Consider the following 21,783-nt stretch of genomic DNA (forward strand, 5'->3'; position numbering starts at 1 on the left):
CTATAGTATTTCGTTAATTCTTCTGCAAAATTAGCGGAAAAAAATCAGTTATCATCATAAAATCACATTTTTTTTGTATTTTTGCACCACGAAAAAGATATAGAATGCTTAAAACGATATACAACAAATATGACAAGGCAATGATTCCATCGTTGCCAATTGCCCAATTTCCCGGAAGAATCATTGTGATTCTGACGCCAGGAGAAACAGAGAAGGCTGTGCGATATTTACTCTCACAACCCATTTTGGGATTTGATACAGAGACTCGGCCATCTTTTAAGCGTGGTCATCAATACAAAGTATCGCTTTTGCAAGTGTCTACCATAGACACATGTTTCTTGTTTAGGTTAAACCACACAGGGCTTACCCCTGCAATCATTCAATTATTGGAAGACCGAACAGTAAAGAAAATAGGTCTTTCCTGGCATGATGACTTAAATTCACTCAATAAAATCGGGAATTTCAAAACGGGTAGTTTTATTGAAATCCAAGACCTTGTTCGCGATTTGGGTATAGAAGACTTGAGTCTACAGAAATTATATGCAAATCTATTTAATCAGAAAATCAGCAAAAGACAACAGTTGAGCAATTGGGAAACTGATATTCTAACTGATAAGCAAAAGATGTATGCTGCCACAGATGCATGGGCTTGCATCATGATATACCAAGAAATCATAAAACTCAAAGAATCGGGCAATTACAAATTAATTATTAAAGAAGAACATAATAATGAATAAAGTATATTTAAAACGAGGCAAAGAAGAAAGTCTTCTTCGTTTTCACCCATGGATTTTCTCTGGTGCAATCCATCATATGGATAACGGAATTGAAGAAGGAGAAGTAGTGCGTGTGGTTACGGAAAAGGGTGATTTCATCGCTATCGGGCACTATCAGCAAGGGTCAATTGCTGTGCGTGTGCTCACCTTTAATGATGTAGAAATCAACCAACAGTTTTGGACTTCCCGTATCCAATCTGCTCTTGACATGCGTATTGCTATCGGGCTAACAAACAATCCTCAGACCAACGCCTATCGATTAATTCACGGCGAAGGTGACCTTCTTCCTGGACTTATCATCGATATTTATGCAGACACAGCGGTAATGCAGGCGCATAGCATCGGCATGCATTTAGCGCGTCACACCATTGCTTCAGCACTTGCTGAGGTGATGAAGGAACATGTTTCTAACATTTATTACAAGAGCGAGACTACCCTATCGTTCATGGAACCTGAAAATGGTTTCTTGCTTGGAGAGACAGACAATAACATTGCAATAGAAAACGGCCTGAAATTCTATGTTGACTGGCTTCGTGGACAGAAAACTGGCTTCTTTGTAGATCAACGTGAGAATCGTGCTTTACTTGAGAAATACGCTAAAGGAAAGAACGTCCTAAACATGTTCTGCTATACAGGTGGCTTCTCCTTTTATGCCATGCGTGGTGGAGCAAAGTGCGTTCATTCCGTCGACAGCTCAGCAAAAGCCATTGAACTGACGCGTCGCAACGTGGAACTTAACTTTCCGGGAGACCCGCGTCATGAAGCCTTTTGCGAGGATGCATTCAAGTATTTAGATAAAATCAAAGGCTATGACTTGATTATTCTTGACCCACCTGCTTTTGCTAAGCATCGTGGTGCACTTCATAATGCATTGAAGGGTTATACACGTTTGAATCAAAAGGCTTTCGAAAAGATTGAACGAGGCGGAATACTCTTTACGTTCTCTTGCTCACAAGTCGTTACAAAAGATCATTTCCGTAATGCAGTATTCACTGCAGCTGCCCTGGCAGGTCGCAAAGTGCGTATCTTGCATCAGTTGCATCAGCCTGCTGATCACCCCATCAACATCTATCATCCCGAGGGAGAATACCTTAAGGGTCTAGTACTTTATGTTGAATAAGGTAAAGAAATATATCGAAAAGCATCAGTTGCTTAGTTTCGACAAGCATTATATAGTTGCTTTGAGCGGTGGAGCCGACAGTGTGTGCCTCTTGCTGGCTATGCTGCGTTTGGGTTATCATGTTGAAGCCGTTCATTGCAACTTTCATTTGCGTCAAGAGGAAAGCAACCGAGATGAGTCATTTGTTGTTGATCTTTGTAATAAATATGATATTGCATTACATCTTATTCACTTTGATACAAGGACATATGCCAAGGTCCACAAAATAAGCGTCGAGATGGCTGCCCGTGAACTTAGATACAATTATTTCGAACGTTTGCGTCAGGATCTTGGGTTTGATGGAATTTGTGTGGCTCATCATCAAAACGACTCTGCCGAGACTGTTCTTCTCAACTTGATTCGAGGCACAGGAATTCACGGACTCACAGGTATTAATCCATGTAATGGATATATTATCCGACCTTTATTGTGTGTCAATAAAGAAGAAATCACGAGGTGGCTTGTTGAGCAACATCAGGATTATGTTACTGACTCGAGTAATTTGCAAGCAGAGGTTGTTAGGAATAAGATTCGTCTTAACATTCTCCCGTTGTTAAAAGAAATCAATCCAAACGTTGAGAATAATATCTTGCGGGCGGCTCAGAACCTAAACGAGATTGTTTCAATCTATGACAAAGAAGTAAGTAAAGCCTTGGAGAAACTTCTGGATGGAAACAGACTTGATATTCATGCTTTGTTAAAAGAAACATTGCCCAAAAGCATACTATTCGAATGGCTCAAGACATACAATTATTCTCCAGCTACAATCGACCACATTTATGAATCACTTACGTCTCTGCAATCAGGCAGGGAATGGACTTCTGAAACCCATCAGTTAACTATTCATCAGGGATGCTTACTCTTAGAAGTAAAGGTTCCAGACCTTCCCATTCTGCGTATACCTGAACCTGGAAATTATATCTATAATAACGATTGTATGCTGAAAATTGAATCTCAACCTCAAAAATATATTTTAAAAGATTCATCGTATGCGTGCCTGGATAAATCAAAAGTATCATTTCCATTGACTATCCGACCAATTCAATCTGGTGACAGATTCTTCCCATACGGAATGAAGGGAAGTAAATTACTAAGCGATTATCTAACCGATCGCCATTTATCAATCTTCGAGAAACGTCGTACATTAGTGCTTTGTGACAAACAAGGCCATATAATTTGGTTGGTAAATCATCGTCCTGATGCACGATTCTGCGTAAATGATTTAACGCAAGAAACATTGCTATTTTCTTTTTTTAACAGAAAAAAATAGCCGTTTCGAGAACAACGTATTGATATTTTTTGTAACTTTGCAGCCGCAAATAAAGAAATATACATGTATAGGCCTATATATCAGGCAGTTAGTTTATTAAATTCGAGGAAAGATAGATGAGACAACTAAAGATTCAGAAAAGTATCACCAACCGTTCAAGCGAAGCTCTTGATAAGTATCTTGTAGAAATTGGACGTGCCCCACTAATCAGTATTGACGAAGAAATTGAGTTGGCACAAAAAATTCGCAAGGGAGGCTTGGAAGGTGAACGTGCGAAGGATAAACTGGTTACCGCTAATCTGCGATTCGTCGTGTCAGTGGCTAAACAGTATCAGCACCAGGGTCTGACACTTACTGACTTGATTGACGAAGGAAATATTGGACTCATCAAAGCAGCCCAGAAGTTCGATGAGACTCGAGGATTTAAATTCATCTCATATGCTGTATGGTGGATTCGTCAAAGTATCCTGCAGGCTATTGCTGAGCAGAGTCGAATTGTACGTCTGCCTCTGAACCAAGTAGGTTCGCTGAACAAGATTAATCACGAAATCAATAAGTTTGAACAGGAGAATCAGCGTCACCCCTCTGTTAGCGAGTTGGCTGAAATGACTGATATTGATGAGGAGAAGATTGGTCAATCTATGCAGGCCGACAGTCATCATGTATCAATTGATGCCCCGTTCCAGGACGGTGAAGATAACTGCATGCTTGACGTGATGGCTTCAGGCGATGATAGTCGTACGGATCGCCATGTGGACCATGAATCTATGGCTCAGGAATTAAACTCCGTTCTTTCAAAAGTATTGAAAGATCGTGAAATCATCATTATTCGCGAATGCTTTGGTATAGGATGTCACGAGAAAGGACTTGAAGAGATTGGAGATGAACTTGGTCTTACCCGAGAGCGTGTTCGCCAAATTCGTGAGAAGAGTATTGCAAAACTCCGAGACTCAGGCAATGCCAAGATACTAATGAAATACTTAGGATAAAAATACGAATAGAACAGGAACTGTAGAAGATTTACTCAGTTCCTGTTTTTTTTCTTTTAGAAATATTGGTCGTTTCATTCTTTTTGTATACCTTTGTGGCAATGAAACGCGTATTACTAACCTTAGCTATGACAATAGTCATGACGTCTATGGCTTCTGGCGAGAGTTTAGACTCGCTAGTGATGAATCGCGTCTTTAATTTTCAACGTAACTATACACATGACGTTAATGGTTTCTCGTCCAACGTCTACATGAAGCATATTTATCAAACCCATCGGCGAAATGTCACTTTGTGGGCAATTCCACATATGTATACAATTGCTGAAGGAGAGAGAACGTTTGTCAGTGAGCAATATAGTCGATTCAACTTCCGCACCGTTGACGATTATGACAACATCCAACAAGTATATAACACCACAATTCCTAGGCAACGTCATACTATGCCCGTGCTTATGTCCTATGTTACTCCAAATCTGTACGGAACTACCATATACTCAGGTCATATTCTTTCCCCTTTTTGCCGTGAGAACCGCATTTATTATCATTATTCATCAGTACCACTCTCAAATAATCAAATGCGTATTTACTTCCGTCCAAAGATTGTACCAAACACACAGTTGGTACAAGGAAAGGCTATTGTGGATTGCATTACAGGGCGTATTGAGCAAGCCGAATTGGAAGGAGAATATGATATGATACACTTCCAAACACTAACGATGCAAGGTGAAGATGGATTGCATGCGTTGTTGCCAAAATATTGCATCACCGACATTAGTTTTAAATTTGCAGGGAATCACATTACTTCACATTTTGAAGCGGTATTTGATTGCCCTATAACATTGTCGGATACGGTTGATGTTAAAGGCGACTATAACTTGATGGATTCTATTCGGCCAATGAGTCTATCCCAGCAAGAATTGGATATCTATGAAGACTTTATTCGCGCACACTCGCCAGTTGAGCAAGAAGACACCCTTTTAGAAGAGGAGACAGATTCGTTAAACATAACTGCGACACTTGTTGGTAAGAAGAAACTGGACGAAGAAGGTGACGATCAGGATGAGACGACCAAACCACATCATAATTATCTAAAAGACAGTTGGGATTTTATTGAAGACAATCTATTCCACAGTATCGGTCATCGTTCAAAGAAAAGTAGCATCCAACTTTCGTCTATCATCGATCCGCAGTATATAAGTTACAGTCGCAGCAAAGGCTTGTCTTATAAGATGAAACTATATGCAAGTTATCATTTCAGCGATCTGTCGTGGATAGAGTTTCGTCCACGTGTAGGTTACAACTTCAAACTTAAGGAATTCTATTTCAATGCTCCTCTTCATTTCATTTATAATTCAAGTTTAGATGCTGGTATTGATGCCAGTTACGGAAAAGACAACCGTATTGGAAATGCCAGCGTACTTGAAGAGATTAAGAAGGAATATGGCGAGAGCATTGATTTAGACGGGATGGATCTCGATCTTTTCGATGACTATTATTGGAACGTATCGCATCACATTCGTCCTTGCAATTGGATAAATATAAGTTCTGGTCTTGTGTTCCATCAACGATGCGCCATTAATCCTCAGGCAATGAAACAGTATGGTAAGTTCGAAAAGTACTATTCACTTGCTCCATCGATTACTCTTCAATTAAATCCATGGCAGAATGCACCATTCTTTACAGTTAACTATGAACGTGGTTTCAAGTTAAATAATAATTATATAAGATATGAACGTATAGAGGCTGATGCTTCTTTTAAATATAAGATGAGACGCACGGAACAAATAAATACACGTATTGGTGGAGGTCTTTATACCGACAAGAAAAACAATTACTTCCTAGACTTTGCAAATTTCCGTGCAAACAATCTGCCAGATGGATGGGACGATGACTGGTCGGGAGATTTTCAACTTCTTAGCTCAAGACTCTACAACGAGTCTAGTTACTATCTTCGTGGTCATCTGTCCTATGAGGCACCATTATTGGGAGCCTTCTTAACTCCTGCTATAGGCCGATATGTTGAGCGAGAAAGAACATATCTTAGTACCCTTTCAATAGACCACACCCGTCAATATTCAGAACTAGGCTACGGATTCTCATGTCGTTTCTTCTCTATGGGAATCTTTGCTAGTTTTCTCAATACTGAATATCAAAACATGGGCTGTAAATTTACATTCGAATTATTCCGCAGATGGTAAAACCTCTTGTTGTTTATAGAGCTAGCGCAGGTAGTGGAAAGACCTTCACGCTTGCTGTTGAATATATTAAACTGTTAGTACAGAATCCTCTGGCATACAAACAGACGCTTGCTGTAACCTTTACGAATAAGGCTACAGAGGAGATGAAAATGCGCATATTGAGTCAACTATATGGTATCTGGCGTGGTTTGGAAAGTTCCAAGGCTTATCAAGAAAAGATATGTCAGGAGTTAGAAGCCTCTCCTGAGTTTGTCAGTCGTCAGGCAGGTACGGCCCTACATCTATTACTTCACAATTACAACTATTTTCGTGTAGAGACAATTGACTCATTCTTCCAGAGTGTGTTGCGCAATCTAGCGCGCGAGCTTGATCTGACTGCCAATCTACGCGTTGGACTAAATGACGTGCAAGTAGAGGAAGTGGCAGTTGACCAACTCATTGATAGTTTGAAAGCAACTGACCAAATGCTGCAATGGCTTCTGCGATATATCATGGACAATATCAGTGACGACCGATCATGGAATGTTATCTCACAGATTAAGCAGTTTGGCCGTACCATCTTTCGTGACTATTACAAGCAACAAAGCAAGAAACTCAACGATGTGATTAGTCAGAAGAACTTTTTTGATGATTACACCAAGGAATTACGGCAAATACGTGAGGACGCCAGCAATCGCATCCAGATAATTTCCGAGTCATTCTTTGAAACTATCAAACAAGAAGGATTAACCGTTGACGATTTCTCCAGGAAAAGTAAAGGCGTTTGCTCTATCTTCTTGAAGATGCAACGTGGACAGTTTGATGAGAGTATTATCACTCAAACTGTTGCAGATGCCATTGGCAATCCATCTAAATGGTATACAAAAACAAGCGATCGAGCAGAATTTATTCACGCGTTAGTTGACTGCAAGCTCGACAAACTCTTGCGTCTTGCCGTAGAAGAACAACCACGCCAATGGCTACTCTATAAGAGTGCCGAACTTACGTTACGACACCTTAGTCAGTTACGCTTGCTGAGCAGTATAGAAGCTAAGGTGCACGAACTCAATGAAAATGCCAATAGATTTCTTCTTAGCGACACCCAGCAATTGCTTCATGAACTGATTGATGGAAGTGATTCGCCTTTTATCTTCGAAAAGATTGGCACGCATCTGGAACACATTATGATTGACGAGTTTCAAGATACTTCAACCATTCAATGGAAGAATTTCAAGGTCTTGCTTCAAGAAGCGATGAGCCACGAGGGATCATCTAATCTTATTGTTGGTGATGTCAAGCAAAGCATCTACAGATGGCGTAACGGTGATTGGCGTTTATTGGCAGGCATCAAAGACGAATTTCCTCATGCCGATCAACTGATAGAGGAAAAGCCACTGAACATCAACTATCGTTCAGAACGCAATATCATCGATTTCAATAATGCCTTCTTCACTCATGCAGCAATGATGGAGGGTGTTAATGCATATGATGATGTCAAACAGCAATATCCCGCAACAAAAGCAGCAACAGGAATGGTTGAAGTTACATTGTTGCCTGCAGAAGACTATCAGCAAACGACATTGGATGCTATCGTAAACCATATAAATACACTTCGTAACCAACATGTTTCTGCTACGGAAATAGCAATCTTAGTCAGAACAAATAGCATCATTCCAACGATTGCCAATTACTTGATGCAGACGATGCCAGACATAAACGTGGTCAGTGATGAGGCCTTCCGCTTAGACGCATCTCCTGCTGTCATTACAATTATACAGGCAATGCGCCTTCTTTTAAATCCTGACGACACTATTGCCCGTGCCTATCTGGCAAAGTTCACTACAGGCAAACTCAATGGCACCCTACCTTCCGACTTTACTGACAAAACAAGCCAGCTACAAAGATTACCTCTCTATGAACTGGCAGAGCAACTCTATGTCATTTTCCATTTAGAAAAGAGCAAAGGACAAACTGCCTACTTATGTGCTTTCTATGATCAGTTGGCTACTTATATAAATGAAGAGACATCTGACCTACCCACATTTCTTTCCGAATGGGACGAGACAATATGTTCAAAACCAATTCAGAGTCCTGAGGTAAATGGTATCCGTATCATCAGCATACATAAATCGAAAGGACTTGAGTTCTCACATGTCATTCTGCCTTTCTGCGACTGGCGTATGGAACATTCTGATCTTCTTTGGTGTATTCCTCAGCAGTCTCCATTCAATCAACTGCCTATCGCTCCAATTGACTATAGCATGAAGAGTATGAATGGCACCATTTATCAGAAAGATTACGAACAGGAGCATCAGCAGGTTATTATCGACAATCTCAATCTTCTTTATGTGGCATTCACGCGTGCTTCCAAGAGTCTTTTCGTTATGGGGCGTAGAAATGCGGGGGCTACACGTTCTATGCTGATTGAAAATGTATTGCCGCTTGTTGCTGACGAATTGTCAGACTCTATCCTGGAATGTGATGTAGACACCAAATCGCCACTTCACTTTATCTTTGGACAGCTGCCAGCCAACGCACAAGATACTCATTATGAAAAGAAGAGCGACAATCCTTTTTTGCAGAATGCTACACCTATTAACGTTCAGATTGAGCCCTTTGAACAACAAGTGGAGTTTCGTCAAAGTAACAAAAGTAAGGAGTTTGCCACCTTCTCGGGTGATGATGAAGAAGCAAATGCTACCGATTATATTCAATTGGGAAGCATATTACACAAGGTTTTCTCAAATATTCGAACCATCGCTGATGTGGAACAAGCATTGAAAGACTTAGAATTAGAGGGAATTCTTTATAATAATGGTATTTCCCATCAACGGTTGGAGGATATGATTCGTAAACGTCTCTCCCACCCTCATGTTTTACAATGGTTCTCCCCTCATTGGCAGTTGTTTAACGAATGCACCATACTAACGCCAGATACACAAGAGCGTCGACCCGACCGTGTGATGACCGACGGAAAAGAAACGATAGTTGTCGATTTCAAGTTTGGTTGTGAGCATCAAGAATACCACGACCAAGTGCATGAATATATGGACTTACTCCGACAGATGGGTATGCCCCATGTTACAGGTTATCTGTGGTTTGTCTATTCAAATAAAATAATTGAAGTGAAGTAACATGAAATCATTCTTAGAATACGTAGCAAAAGATATCCTCGCAAAACATGGAAGCGATTTGAGTAAAGTGGCCATCGTGTTTCCAAACAAGCGTGCAGCATTGTTTTTAAATTCACATTTGGCTAAACTTGCAGATAAGCCCATCTGGAGTCCTTCCTACATCACCATCAGCGATCTCTTCCGTCATAACTCATCTCGCACGGTTGCCGATTCTATCAAACAAGTATGTGATCTTCATAAGTCTTTCATTTCGCAAACAGGCATCGAAGAAACCCTTGACCACTTTTATAGCTGGGGGCAGCTTCTGTTAGCCGACTTCGACGACCTAGATAAGAACATGGCTGATGCTGAGAAAGTATTTGCTAATCTACGCGACCTCCATGAACTGGATGATGCCAGTTATCTAACACCTCATCAGAAAGAAATACTAGCTAAGTTCTTTAGTAATTTCTCAGAAGACAACAACTCACAACTTAAGGAACGCTTCTTGCGCCTATGGTCTCACATGGTTGACATCTATCATGATTTTAACGATAGACTTGCAGAACAGGGTTTGACCTATGAAGGTGCTCTCTATCGCGAGGTTGTTACACGTGAAGACATTGACTTTGCTTATGACACATATATCTTCATAGGTTTTAATCTCTTACAAGAAGTTGAACGACAGCTTTTCATGAAACTCAAGCGCGAGCGACATGCTTATTTCTACTGGGATTTTGATCATTATTACATGAAAGATAATGAAGCCGGCCACTACATCTGCCATCATTTGGCAGATTTTCCTAATGAACTTGACATCAACTGCGACGATATTTATCGTAACTTTGTCAAACAGAAAGAGATTACTTTCATGTCGGCTCCAACAGAAAATATTCAGGCACGCTATATCAGCACATGGCTCCGCGAGAATCAACGATTGGACGATGGTCGGCGTACGGCTATCGTCCTGTGTAACGAGAACCTGCTACAAACTGTGGTCCACTGTATTCCCAACGAAGTAGAAAAGCTGAACATCACAACAGGCTTCCCTCTTTCACAATCACCCGTGGCCTCACTCATCAACATGCTCATCAACCTTCAGACATTAGGTTATGATCAGCATCGCAAACGCTTCAGGCCTCGTTTGCTCAACAACCTTATGCGCCATCCCTACATTAGCAACGTTCCTGCGGAACTCATTCATCCCTTGCAGCAAGCCGACGACAACGCTCAGCTAGTGGAATGGATGTGCGATATTCTCACCGCAATAGCTCGCAAATCCGACGACAACTCGCCCCTATTCCAGGAAGCTGTATTCAAGTCCTATACCCTACTCAATCGCTTGCTGTCACTCATCAAAAGTGAAGACCTGCTGGTAAACATCTCTACTCTTCAACGACTCATCGGCCAGATTATTCAATCGACATCTATCCCTTTTCACGGTGAACCCGCTGAAGGTATTCAAATTATGGGAGTTCTTGAAACACGAAATCTTGATTTTGACCACGTACTTATTCTTTCATGCAATGAAGGCAACCTGCCTCGCGGTGTCAACGATACATCTTTTATTCCATACAACCTTCGCAAGGCTTATGGATTAACCACCGTCGACCACAAGGTAGCAATCTTCAGCTATTATTTCCACCGTCTAATTCAGCGCGCTTCCGACGTCACCATACTATATAGCAACGCCACAACAGACAACGGTAAGGGAGAGATGAGTCGGTTCATGCTTCAATTGATGGTTGAAGATAATAATCACGCAATTAAATACGAAACACTTCAGGCGGGACAGCAGTTCACACCTTTCCAACCCGTTGCTGTAGAAAAATCGCCTGAAGTAATGCAGGCTATTTTAAGTCATTTCCATCCACAGGCACTACTCACTCCTACTGCCATCAATCGTTATATGCGTTGCCCATTGATGTTCTATTATACCTATGCCTGCGGCCTCCGTGAACCAGATGCTCCTATAGATGAGACCATTGATAACCGTATCTTTGGAAATATCTTCCACGAGGCATCACAAAAAATATATGCTCGACTCATGGATAAGAGTCGCCAGATTATGAAAGGGGATGTCGAACAATTATTAAATAATCGTATAGACATTGAACGAGCTGTTGATGAGGCCATAAGTAAGGAACTGTTCAAGTGCAAGCCTTCCGAGCGCTTGGAACTAAACGGTTTGCAACTCATAAACCGCGAGGTTATTATTCATTATATCATGCGCTTGCTTGAAATTGATCGCAACTTGGCACCTTTTTATATTGAAGGACTTGAGATTGATGTAAAGAGCACTGTATCAACACAATATATCACAACAATGATTGGCGGACGTATCGACCGTCTTGATCGCATTAATAAAGATGGCATTGAAATAATTCGTGTTATTGACTATAAGACTGGGAGTCGACAGCCTCGCCCGCTGACTGATGTCGATGCAATATTCGCCCCAGAGAGTCTTCAGAATCATAGTGACTATTATCTGCAGGCCTTTCTTTATTCATGTATTGTCCGTGCCCAGCATCCAACAATACCAGTATCACCTGCTCTGTTGTTCATCCAGCACTCTAGTGGTCCAGATTATGACCCAACAATATGCTTCGGCCGAACCCCAATTAACGATGTTGCAGACTACAGCAAACGCTTCACCGAGTTAGTTACAGAAAAGATTGATGAGATATTCAATTCACAAATAGCCTTTGTTCCTACTGATGATCGAAATCGCTGTCGCAACTGTCCCTACAAACAGTTATGTAGTATTAAATAACGAAACAAATATTTATATGCAACAGAACATCATTGCCAAACTCATAGCCCAAAGTCTGCAATTAAGCATGGAAGCGGTTATCAACACATTGACACTTCTCAATGAGGGATGCACCATTCCTTTTATTTCGCGCTATCGCAAGGAACGTACCGGTGGTCTTGACGAAGTGCAGATAGCTGCAATAAGTGATTACTATGAACGATTGAAAGACATCGAGAAACGTAAAGAAACTATTCTGAAAACCATCGCAGAACAGGACAAACTGACGCAAGAACTCGCGAAACGTATCAATGATTGTTGGGATGCAAACGAACTTGAGGATATATATCTACCGTTCAAGCCTCGTCGTCGCACACGTGCTCAAATAGCCCGCGAACAAGGGCTGGATCCTTTGGCAAATATACTTCTTCTGCAGCGAGAACGTAATCCAGAGTTAGCAGCCCGCCGTTTTATTACTGACGATGTTCCAACTATTGCTGCCGCCATTAAAGGTGCTCAAGACATCATTGCTGAACAAGTGAGTGAGAACGAACGCAGTCGACAACAAGTGCGTGGTGCCTTCCGTCGTACAGCAATTATTACCTCAAAGGCCGTTAAAACAAAGGTAAATTGTAGTGAAGCTGCAAAATATAGCGATTATTTTGATTGGCACGAACCCTTGAAGCATTGTTCAAGTCATCGCCTCTTGGCCATGCGTCGCGGTGAAAACGAAGGTATCCTTCGTATAAGCATTAATCCTATTGATGACAACGAATGCATTGAACGTCTGCAACGACATTACGTCTACGGCGATACACCGTGTGGGAAACTCGTGGCAGAAGCTGTTGAAGATGGCTATAAACGTCTATTAAAACCCGCCATCGAGACGGAGTTTAGTAACATGAGTAAGGAACAAGCCGATGCAGAAGCTATTCGTGTATTTGCAGAAAATTTACGCCAACTATTACTAGAGGCTCCTTTAGGTCAAAAATGTGTGATGGGTATTGATCCTGGTTTCCGCACAGGCTGCAAGGTAGTGTGTCTCGATTCTCAAGGCTCATTACTTCACCATGAAGCTATATTTCCCCATCCGCCCATAAACAAGCGTATGCAAGCCAACACACACATACAGCAGTTAATTAAGCAATATAAAATAGAGGCTATCGCTATAGGCAATGGTACAGCGAGTCGAGAGACTCGCACCTTTGTGGAGGAATGTATTTCTGACATGTCTTCCAACACAGCATCTAATGACAAACCAAAAGTTTTCGTTGTCAGTGAAGACGGTGCTTCCGTCTACTCTGCCTCAAAAGTTGCTCGCGAAGAATTTCCCAATGAAGATGTAACAGTTAGAGGAGCAGTTTCTATAGGTCGTAGACTTATGGACCCGCTGGCAGAACTGGTCAAGATTGATCCCAAGAGCATTGGTGTAGGGCAATATCAGCACGATGTAGATCAAGCTAAGCTCAAGCAACAACTTGATCAAACAGTAATTCTCTGTGTAAATGCGGTAGGTGTTAACGTTAACACGGCTTCACAACATCTGCTACAATATATTAGTGGACTAGGGCCTGCGTTAGCTAAGAATATTGTTGACTATCGTCGAGAGAACGGTGCTTTCACTAGTCGTTCTCAGCTTAAAAAGGTTCCACGTCTAGGACCATCTGCCTACGAGCAGTGTGCAGGTTTCTTGCGTATCCCTGATGCTATAAATCCGCTCGACAATAGTGCTGTTCATCCAGAAAGTTATTCCATTGTCGAACGTATGGCAATGGATCAGCATTGCACCATACGAGATCTCATTAATGAAAAAGATTATAGATCCAATATTAATATACATCATTATGTCACAAGCGAAGTAGGTTTACCCACCCTTAACGACATAATTAAAGAGCTTGAGAAACCCGGTCGAGATCCTCGCATGCAACCTGAAGAATTTCATTTTGCCGAAGGAATAGAAACAGTAGATGACCTTGTTGAAGGAATGGAATTGCCTGGAATTGTCACCAACATCACAGCTTTTGGAGCTTTTGTTGATATCGGTGTTCATCAGGATGGCCTCGTACATATATCACAGATGGCAAATAAATTCGTGAAAGATCCCAATGATGTGGTAAAACTTCATCAACATGTAAATGTACGTATCATTGAAATAGATCATCGACGTAATCGCATCTCACTAAGTATGAAAGATTAAATAATTACAGAAATATATATTTAGATAATAAATACGCCTTGTTTTCACAAACAAGGCGTTTTTTATCAATCATAAACACAAATGATGCGTTTCTCACGAAAGGCAACACCATAACCATTAAATAACAAAAAGTGAATTGATGTCAATATAACATCTTATCGAGTGCAAATATACAAAATAATCTTGATTTGTACAAGTAAATTATACAATTTATCAAAATTAATACCCATTTTTTTGCATTTGACCACTTTATTTGTACCTTTGCATACCAAAAACCAAAACATTCTAATTATGAAATTAAACGAAATACTAAGTGGTCAACTAAATGCCACAGAATGGGAGCAGAAAGGTTACGAACTCCCTAAGTTTGATATTAAAGCAATTCGTGAAAAAACCTACAAAGAACCTACTTGGGTACATTTTGGAGGAGGAAACATTTTTCGTGCTTTTCCTGCGGCTATTCTTAATGATGCCTTAAATACAGGCAAATACGATCGTGGAGTTATTGTGGCAGAAACTTTTGACTTCGAAGTAATTGACAAAGCATATACACCATATAATAATCTGTCATTATTGGTTAGCTTGCAAAGTTCAGGCAATATTGAAAAGAAAGTGATTGCATCAGTTACCGAAGCACTGAAGGCTGACCCACAATTTGAGGATTGGAAAAGGCTCATAGAAATATTCAAAAAGCCTAGTTTGCAAATGATTTCCTTTACAATTACCGAAAAGGGATATACGTTCAATGATAACGATTTGGCACGAGGATTAAATCCTATATTTGCAATGGGTAAGGTCTGTTCATTATTACTCGAGCGTTTTAAGGCTGGTCAATTACCTCTCACCATTCAAAGTATGGATAATTGCTCGCATAATGGTGACAAAGTAAAAACAGGCGTATTAGCCTATGCAGAGCGATGGGTGAAGGATGGATTAGCTCCCTCTGCCTTCCTCGACTATTTAAGAAATGAGACTAAGATTACATTCCCTTGGTCTATGATTGACAAAATTACTCCTCGCCCTCATGAAAAAGTAAAAGAGCTTCTTGCGGCTGATGGATTCGAAGACAATAATTATATTGAAACTGAAAAACATACGTTTACCGCACCATTTGTGAATGCAGAAGAGGTACAGTATTTAGTAATTGAGGATAACTATACAAACGGACGTCCTCCATTAAATCTTGGTGGTGCTTTATATACCACTCGTGAAACCGTAGACAAGGTTGAGACAATGAAAGTGACGACCTGCCTAAATCCTCTTCATACAGCAATGAGTATCTATGGATGTTTGCTCGATTATACACTTATCTCTGCAGAGATGAAAGATGTAGATATAAGATCGTTTATTCAGAAAATTGGTTATATTGAGGCAATGCCTGTTGTTGTTGATCCAGGAGTGTTAAATCCATACGAATTTATCGGTGCAGTTATTAATCGTCGTCTCCCCAATCCCTTTATGCCAGATGCACCACAGCGTATAGCATGTGATACCTCTCAGAAATTACCCATCCGCTTTGGCGAGACTTTAAAGAAGTATATCACGCGAGGACTAGACATGAATAATCTTGTGCTTATTCCCCTCACGTTGGCTGGTTATGCACGTTATTTAAAAGGTTTAAAAGATGATCTTACCACATTCGAACCTTCGCCTGATCCCATGTTAGCAGAACTTCAATCTATCATTGCTCCATTAGAGATTGGGAAACCCAATCAAGATTGGACATGTTTGAAGACTCTATACAGCAGGAAAGATGTATTTGGTCTCGACCTCTATGAAGCAGGTCTTGGCAAGCAGATTGAAGATATGGTAAAGGAATTATTTGCTGGCAAAGGTGCCGTACGTAAGACGTTACACAAATACGTTTCTGCAAGATAAAAGATAATAAGAAACGCATAAGATGACGAGTAGTATGAAAAACAGGGCAAGTTTCATCATACAACTCGTCACCTTTTTTATAAATAGGGCAACAAATACAATAATTGCCAATGCTACCACATAATATATCCAATTGCAAGTAATCATTATTATTTCTTAAATAGTTGACGGAAAACTGTAGGTATAGGAGTCTCGAATTCCATCGGTTCACCTGTAATGGGATGATGGAAGCATAATAACCAAGCGTGCAGACAAAGTCGATGAAGAGGATCATCACCATTGCCATATTTTACATCACCGCAAACAGGATGACCCATATCTGCTGAATGAACACGAATCTGGTTCTTACGTCCCGTTTCAAGTTTAAACTCTACTAATGTGTGTTCTGTTGTACGATCAATCACGTGGAAATGAGTGATGGCCAATTTGCCACCATTGTCCACAGGTGAAGAATAAGTGATGTATGCTTTATTATCCTTTAACCAATTTTGGATGGTACCTTCGTCTTCCATCATCTCACCGCTTACTACTGCTACATAACGACGATCGTACACAATCTGATGCCAATTATGTTCCAAAATCTGTTCTGTTTCAATATCTTTAGCGTAAACCATTAATCCGCTAGTGTCACGATCCAAACGATGTACAACATGTGCAGTACATTTCTGTCGACTTTTCTTGAAATAATCATCAAGTACACTTTTTACATTTAGTGAAGAATGACCAGCTGCCATCGATAATATTCCAATATTCTTCTCAACAACAATAATCCAACGGTCTTCATAAACAATCTTAACGTAACGACTTTTAAACTGTTGCTGGTTACGTTTTGTTTTGCTTACTGCTACTTTCATGCCTGGCAATAATGGAAAGTCAAATTGACTTACAGTTTTTCCATTAACCTTGATGCCACGTCCCTGCAGAGTTGCTTTGATTTTTGTTCTGCTCTGACCTACGTGTTCCAACAACCATTCTAACAATGGCATTGAATTCTCAACAGTATAGTATTCGTATTCACCTCCTTGAAGGTATTCTGTATTCATTTTCATAGTTCACATATGGTATAAATGTAGTTCTTTTCCAAATTTTCTATAGTCGTAAAACAACTTTCGGGAATATCCTTGAGTACATTTTTCATATAATCGTTTATACCCTCTCCTGTTAGTTTTAATAAACTCTCCTTCATAGTCCATAGTCGGACAAACTCCAATTCAGGATTCGCTGCCTGCTTGATACGCTGCATCTCAGAATTACTCATAACGTAGCGTGCTACTGCCTCACGATAGCGGCCTAAGCTCTCCACGTCAATACCAATAGGGCGACGACTAAGTACACATACTGCAGCCTCTCTGCAATGACTTAAGCTGAAATGCAGCTCTGGATGTCCTACAATAGATGGTTTGCCATGAGGTCCAAATTCGAAGATTGGGTTTTCGGTGATTCCTTCTTGATCTTTTAATGCATGCTTTAATAGAAGATAAGCGCTTACACACAAGCGTTGGCCTTGCTCATTTTTATAGCGAAGAGCTTGTTTACGGCGCTGTTCACTAATACTAAGCAAAGCCTTTTGAAGATCAAATGCATATATTTCCTCATCAACATAAACCATTCAGGGTGCAAAATTACTCAAAAATTCTCAAACTCCAATTTTTCTCATAAAAAAACTACATCAGATTTTGTTCAAATTATTTGGCAGATTAGAAAAAAGTACCTATCTTTGCACGAACTTAAAAAAAAATACTTTATTAACTCTTTATGTTGAAAATGGAAAATATTCCTGTAATCAAAGTCGGAATAGTCGCTGTAAGCCGCGACTGTTTCCCTGAATCTCTTGCTGTTAACCGTCGTAAGGCTGTTATCGCAAAATATGTAGAGAAGTTCGGTAAGGACAGTATCTACGAGTGTCCTATCTGTATCGTCGAGAGCGAGATTCATGCTCAACAGGCTCTTGAGGATGTGAAGAAGGCTGGATGTAATGCCCTCTGCGTGTATCTTGGCAACTTTGGTCCAGAGATTTCTGAGACCATGATTGCTGACTGGTTCCAGGGCCCCACCATGTTCTGCGCTGCTGCTGAGGAGACTCAGAATGACCTGATCGACGGTCGTGGCGACGCTTACTGCGGTATGCTGAACGCCAGCCAGGCTCTCTCTTTGCGTAAGACCCGTGCTTACATCCCTGAGGAGCCCGTAGGTGACGCTGCCGAATGCGCTGAGATGATTCACGAGTTCCTGCCCATCGCACGTGCTATTGTAGGTCTGCAGAACTTGAAGATTATCAGCTTCGGTCCTCGTCCCAACAACTTCCTAGCTTGTAATGCTCCTATCCGTGCCCTCTATGACCTTGACGTTGAAATCGAGGAGAACTCAGAGCTCGACCTGCTCGAAGCTTTCCAGAAGCACCAAGGCGATCCACGTATCGATGCTGTTGTAGCAGATATGGCAAAAGAACTGGGCACAGGAAACAAGATTCCTTCAGTGCTGCCTAAACTTGCTCAGTATGAACTTACGCTGACCGACTGGATTGAGGGTCACAAGGGTTCACGCCAGTTCGTAGCTATGGCAAACAAGTGCTGGCCTGCTTTCCAGACCATGTTCGGTTTCGTTCCTTGCTACGTGAATAGCCGCTTAACTGGTCGCGGTATCCCCGTAGCTTGCGAGGTGGATATCTATGGTGCTCTGTCTGAGTATATCGGCACCTGCATCACTCAGGATGCCGTTACACTGCTCGACATCAATAACAGCGTTCCTAAGGATATGTACGAGGAGAGCATCAAGGGCAAGAAGTTCGCTTGCGACACCTACACCGACAAGGAAATCTTCATGGGCTTCCACTGTGGTAACACTGCTTCAAGTAAGGTTTGCAACTGTCAAATGTGCTTCCAGCGCATTATGGCCCGCGCCCTGCCTGTAGAGGTGACCAACGGTACTCTGGAGGGCGACCTGACTCCTGGCAAGGCTACTGTATATCGTCTGCAGTCTACTGCCGACACCAAGCTGCGCGCCTATATCGCTCAGGGCGAGATCATCCCCGTGGCCACACGCTCATTCGGCTCTATCGGTATCTTCGGTATCAAGAACATGAGCCGCTTCTATCGTCACGTGCTGATCGAAAAGCACTATCCTCACCACGCAGCCGTGATGTTCGAGCACGCTGGTAAGTATTTGTGGGAGGTTCTGAAGTATATGGGAATCCCTGTTGAGGAGATTGACTACAACTTCCCCAAGGGAGACTTCTACCCCACAGAGAATCCGTTCGCATAATATAATAATGTGTTCACGATGATCGCGAGGTCATCGTGGACACTTTTCTATACTACTCTAGAAACTAATTGCGCAATAACATTTCACTACATGAAACTAAAATCTACTATACTTCTACTATTTTTGTTATCTCTTCAGTCTGTCTATGCTCAATATGTTCGAAAGACAGATTTGCCAGCTATATATATTGAAACATTCGATGGAAGAAATATTTATAGTAAACAAGAGTATAAGTATTGCAAACTTTACTATGTAGATGAAATTGATAATGTCATTTCATACGACAGTGTGTCTATTCGTGGACGAGGTAATTCCACATGGAATATGGCAAAAAAGCCATACAAACTAAAATTCAACAATAAAGAGAAATTCCTTGGAAAAGGATATGCAAAAGCCAAGAAGTGGACATTACTAGCAAATGCTGGTGACAAGACAATGATGCGCAACGCCGTCACATCGGCTATGGGTGCTTTTACATCGCTAAAGTTCAACCCTGCAGCAAAATTTGTTGACTTGATACTTAACAATGAGTATATTGGTACTTATCAAATAAGTGATCAAGTAGAAGTAAAGGCCCATCGAGTTAATATAGAAGAACAGCCCTACCCGATTACAGATACAACAAATATCACAGGCGGATATCTTCTTGAAGTAGATGGATTCCGTGATGGTAATTGTTTCAATACAAGCACATTTTATACACCTGTACGAATTCACTATCCCGAGGACGACGAGATAGACAGTAGACAGACTCAGTATATCCGCAACTATATTAACAACACCTTCGAGAAGGCACTTTCGTCCACCAATTTCACAGACAGCTTGACTGGCTATAGGGCTTACGTAGATACCACCTCGCTAATTGACTGGTACCTCTGCACAGAGGTAAGTGCTAACATCGACGGATTTTATAGTACCTATTTTTATAAAGAGAAAGATAATCCACGTCTTTTCTGGGGGCCTTTATGGGATTACGATATTGCATACAACAACGACTATCGAATTAAAAATGAGAAGAATCTTGAAAGTTCTGTTAATTCTCTTATGGTCGACATTGCTTACAACGGATCACGATCATGGATTATTAAGATGTGGAAAGATCCTTGGTTTCAAAACAAGGTCAACGAACGTTATCAGGAACTACTTTCCTTAGGTCTTGTTGACTATCTACAATCCAAAGTAGACAGTATTACCTCGTTGCTTCAGCAATCGCAAGAACTAAATTATGAGAAATGGGGAATTAATAAAAGAATGTATCATGAAATTGTTCTATACTCTTCATACGATCGATATGTTACTGATTTAAAGAATTTTATAACTCAGCACTGCGATTATCTCTTGCAGGCATTTGCCGACAAACAAACCCAAAAACCTGTAGTAGCATTTGAACCTCAAAACTACTATTATCATATTACAAATGCAAAAACCCAGAAAGCTGTAAGTATTGATGGAGAAAACATTATACAACTAACCAATGACCTTGGTAGTGAATTACAGGATTGGATTATAAAGAAGATTGGTTCGCGTTACCAAATTATTAATCGTCATACGAATAAAGCCCTTAATGACCCAACAATTGGAGATGTTGGACCAGAGACAAACGTAGGAACGCAGCTGAACGTTGCCGACGTTAATGACCAAGACGAAAGACAACTATGGGAAATAATACCACAAGGTTCAGCAGGTTATTATAATTTGCTTAACATTCATACCCAACACATAGCGAATTTATATGCCGGCAATGCGGACGACAACACTCCCATAGTGAGTTACACAAATGACTCGAAGAATAGTACTAGTACCAACAGACTATGGTTTATTACTCCCAATGGAAGTATACCAGAGGAAGTTGACGGTATTAATGACATAAAAGAACCAGAAGACTATGCCCTAGCATATAACCCACAAACGAAGGAACTTCACTTCGGATGTAGTAGTCCAGAGGAACTAACCTTTACAGTAAAAGTTTATGCAGCTAATGGCCAGTTGGTAGGCACATTCCTTGCCAAGGACACCTTCTCCATGCTTTCTCAGCGTAATGGTGTTTATATGGTCATGTGGTCAGTCGATGGCCAGACACGTTCTGTTAAATTCACTAGATAAACTTCAATCTTTACTTTTTTGCTGTTAAATGGAGTTAAACATGACAAAGTGGTTGTGAGAAAAGGAAAAACTTTGTATCTTTGCGCAGCATTTTTTAAAATTAATGGA

At 40.8% G+C, this 21,783-nt stretch carries 13 protein-coding genes; 11 read left to right on the forward strand and 2 right to left on the reverse strand.

What is annotated here, in order from left to right; all coding sequences use genetic code 11:
- Positions 1-104: 104 nt before the first annotated feature.
- The 9 genes from M1D30_RS06550 (at position 105) to M1D30_RS06590 (ending at position 16,311) form a co-directional block, all read left to right on the forward strand.
- Positions 105-737, forward strand: coding sequence for a 3'-5' exonuclease (locus M1D30_RS06550; protein ID WP_248507578.1), 633 nt, complete (start codon positions 105-107; stop codon positions 735-737).
- Positions 730-1,896 carry a class I SAM-dependent rRNA methyltransferase gene (locus M1D30_RS06555; RefSeq protein WP_371874177.1) on the forward strand — a complete coding sequence of 389 codons (1,167 nt, stop codon included), beginning with the start codon at positions 730-732 and terminating at the stop codon, positions 1,894-1,896. The genes M1D30_RS06550 and M1D30_RS06555 overlap by 8 nt, the downstream gene beginning before the upstream one ends.
- Positions 1,886-3,205, forward strand: a complete 1,320-nt coding sequence (tilS, locus tag M1D30_RS06560; RefSeq protein WP_248507580.1) for a tRNA lysidine(34) synthetase TilS — start codon at positions 1,886-1,888, stop codon at positions 3,203-3,205. Before M1D30_RS06555 ends, tilS begins: the two co-directional genes overlap by 11 nt.
- Before the next feature lie 116 nt (positions 3,206-3,321).
- Complete coding sequence (locus tag M1D30_RS06565) at positions 3,322-4,194, forward strand: RNA polymerase sigma factor RpoD/SigA (protein WP_248507583.1); 873 nt, start codon at positions 3,322-3,324, stop codon at positions 4,192-4,194.
- A gap of 101 nt (positions 4,195-4,295) precedes the next feature.
- Complete coding sequence (locus M1D30_RS06570; protein WP_248507585.1) at positions 4,296-6,392, forward strand: DUF5686 family protein; 2,097 nt, start codon at positions 4,296-4,298, stop codon at positions 6,390-6,392.
- On the forward strand, positions 6,386-9,505 hold the full coding sequence (locus M1D30_RS06575; RefSeq protein WP_248507587.1) for an exodeoxyribonuclease V subunit beta: 3,120 nt from the start codon (positions 6,386-6,388) through the stop codon (positions 9,503-9,505). Before M1D30_RS06570 ends, M1D30_RS06575 begins: the two co-directional genes overlap by 7 nt.
- 1 nt (position 9,506) lies before the next feature.
- Positions 9,507-12,257 (forward strand): PD-(D/E)XK nuclease family protein, encoded by a 2,751-nt coding sequence (locus M1D30_RS06580; protein ID WP_248507589.1) that lies wholly within the window; start codon positions 9,507-9,509, stop codon positions 12,255-12,257.
- Between the two features lie 16 nt (positions 12,258-12,273).
- A complete protein-coding gene (locus M1D30_RS06585; protein ID WP_248507591.1) occupies positions 12,274-14,433 on the forward strand; it encodes a Tex family protein in 2,160 nt (719 codons plus the stop codon).
- 291 nt (positions 14,434-14,724) lie between these two features.
- Positions 14,725-16,311, forward strand: coding sequence for a mannitol dehydrogenase family protein (locus M1D30_RS06590; RefSeq protein ID WP_248507593.1), 1,587 nt, complete (start codon positions 14,725-14,727; stop codon positions 16,309-16,311).
- A 149-nt stretch (positions 16,312-16,460) separates the two neighbouring features.
- Here the strand turns inward: M1D30_RS06590 and M1D30_RS06595 are convergent, their stop codons facing one another.
- On the reverse strand, positions 16,461-17,354 hold the full coding sequence (locus tag M1D30_RS06595) for an RluA family pseudouridine synthase (protein ID WP_248507762.1): 894 nt from the start codon (positions 17,352-17,354) through the stop codon (positions 16,461-16,463).
- A 2-nt stretch (positions 17,355-17,356) separates the two neighbouring features.
- Positions 17,357-17,920, reverse strand: coding sequence for a 4'-phosphopantetheinyl transferase superfamily protein (locus M1D30_RS06600; protein ID WP_248507607.1), 564 nt, complete (start codon positions 17,918-17,920; stop codon positions 17,357-17,359).
- Between the two features lie 155 nt (positions 17,921-18,075).
- Between M1D30_RS06600 and M1D30_RS06605 the strand changes: the two genes are divergently transcribed.
- Together M1D30_RS06605 and M1D30_RS06610 are read left to right on the forward strand one after the other, a co-directional pair.
- A complete protein-coding gene (locus M1D30_RS06605) occupies positions 18,076-19,572 on the forward strand; it encodes an L-fucose/L-arabinose isomerase family protein (RefSeq protein ID WP_248507609.1) in 1,497 nt (498 codons plus the stop codon).
- A gap of 90 nt (positions 19,573-19,662) precedes the next feature.
- The gene (locus M1D30_RS06610; protein WP_248507611.1) at positions 19,663-21,675 is read left to right on the forward strand and encodes a CotH kinase family protein; all 2,013 of its coding nucleotides are present in this window, start codon (positions 19,663-19,665) and stop codon (positions 21,673-21,675) included.
- Positions 21,676-21,783: the final 108 nt, after the last annotated feature.

This window comes from Prevotella sp. E15-22, from assembly GCF_023204875.1.
In the GTDB taxonomy this organism is placed as follows: Bacteria; Bacteroidota; Bacteroidia; order Bacteroidales; family Bacteroidaceae; genus Prevotella.

Excerpts from the sequence above, each read along its gene's own strand:
- M1D30_RS06575 (WP_248507587.1), top strand. The coding sequence starts at position 6,386 with ATGGTAAAACCTCTTGTTGTTTATAGAGCTAGCGCAGGTAGTGGAAAG.
- M1D30_RS06550 (WP_248507578.1), top strand. The coding sequence starts at position 105 with ATGCTTAAAACGATATACAACAAATATGACAAGGCAATGATTCCATCG.
- M1D30_RS06600 (WP_248507607.1), bottom strand. The coding sequence starts at position 17,920 with ATGGTTTATGTTGATGAGGAAATATATGCATTTGATCTTCAAAAGGCT.
- M1D30_RS06590 (WP_248507593.1), top strand. The coding sequence starts at position 14,725 with ATGAAATTAAACGAAATACTAAGTGGTCAACTAAATGCCACAGAATGG.
- M1D30_RS06595 (WP_248507762.1), bottom strand. The coding sequence starts at position 17,354 with ATGAATACAGAATACCTTCAAGGAGGTGAATACGAATACTATACTGTT.
- M1D30_RS06585 (WP_248507591.1), top strand. The coding sequence starts at position 12,274 with ATGCAACAGAACATCATTGCCAAACTCATAGCCCAAAGTCTGCAATTA.
- M1D30_RS06610 (WP_248507611.1), top strand. The coding sequence starts at position 19,663 with ATGAAACTAAAATCTACTATACTTCTACTATTTTTGTTATCTCTTCAG.
- M1D30_RS06605 (WP_248507609.1), top strand. The coding sequence starts at position 18,076 with ATGGAAAATATTCCTGTAATCAAAGTCGGAATAGTCGCTGTAAGCCGC.
- M1D30_RS06580 (WP_248507589.1), top strand. The coding sequence starts at position 9,507 with ATGAAATCATTCTTAGAATACGTAGCAAAAGATATCCTCGCAAAACAT.
- M1D30_RS06565 (WP_248507583.1), top strand. The coding sequence starts at position 3,322 with ATGAGACAACTAAAGATTCAGAAAAGTATCACCAACCGTTCAAGCGAA.
- M1D30_RS06570 (WP_248507585.1), top strand. The coding sequence starts at position 4,296 with ATGAAACGCGTATTACTAACCTTAGCTATGACAATAGTCATGACGTCT.
- tilS (WP_248507580.1), top strand. The coding sequence starts at position 1,886 with ATGTTGAATAAGGTAAAGAAATATATCGAAAAGCATCAGTTGCTTAGT.
- M1D30_RS06555 (WP_371874177.1), top strand. The coding sequence starts at position 730 with ATGAATAAAGTATATTTAAAACGAGGCAAAGAAGAAAGTCTTCTTCGT.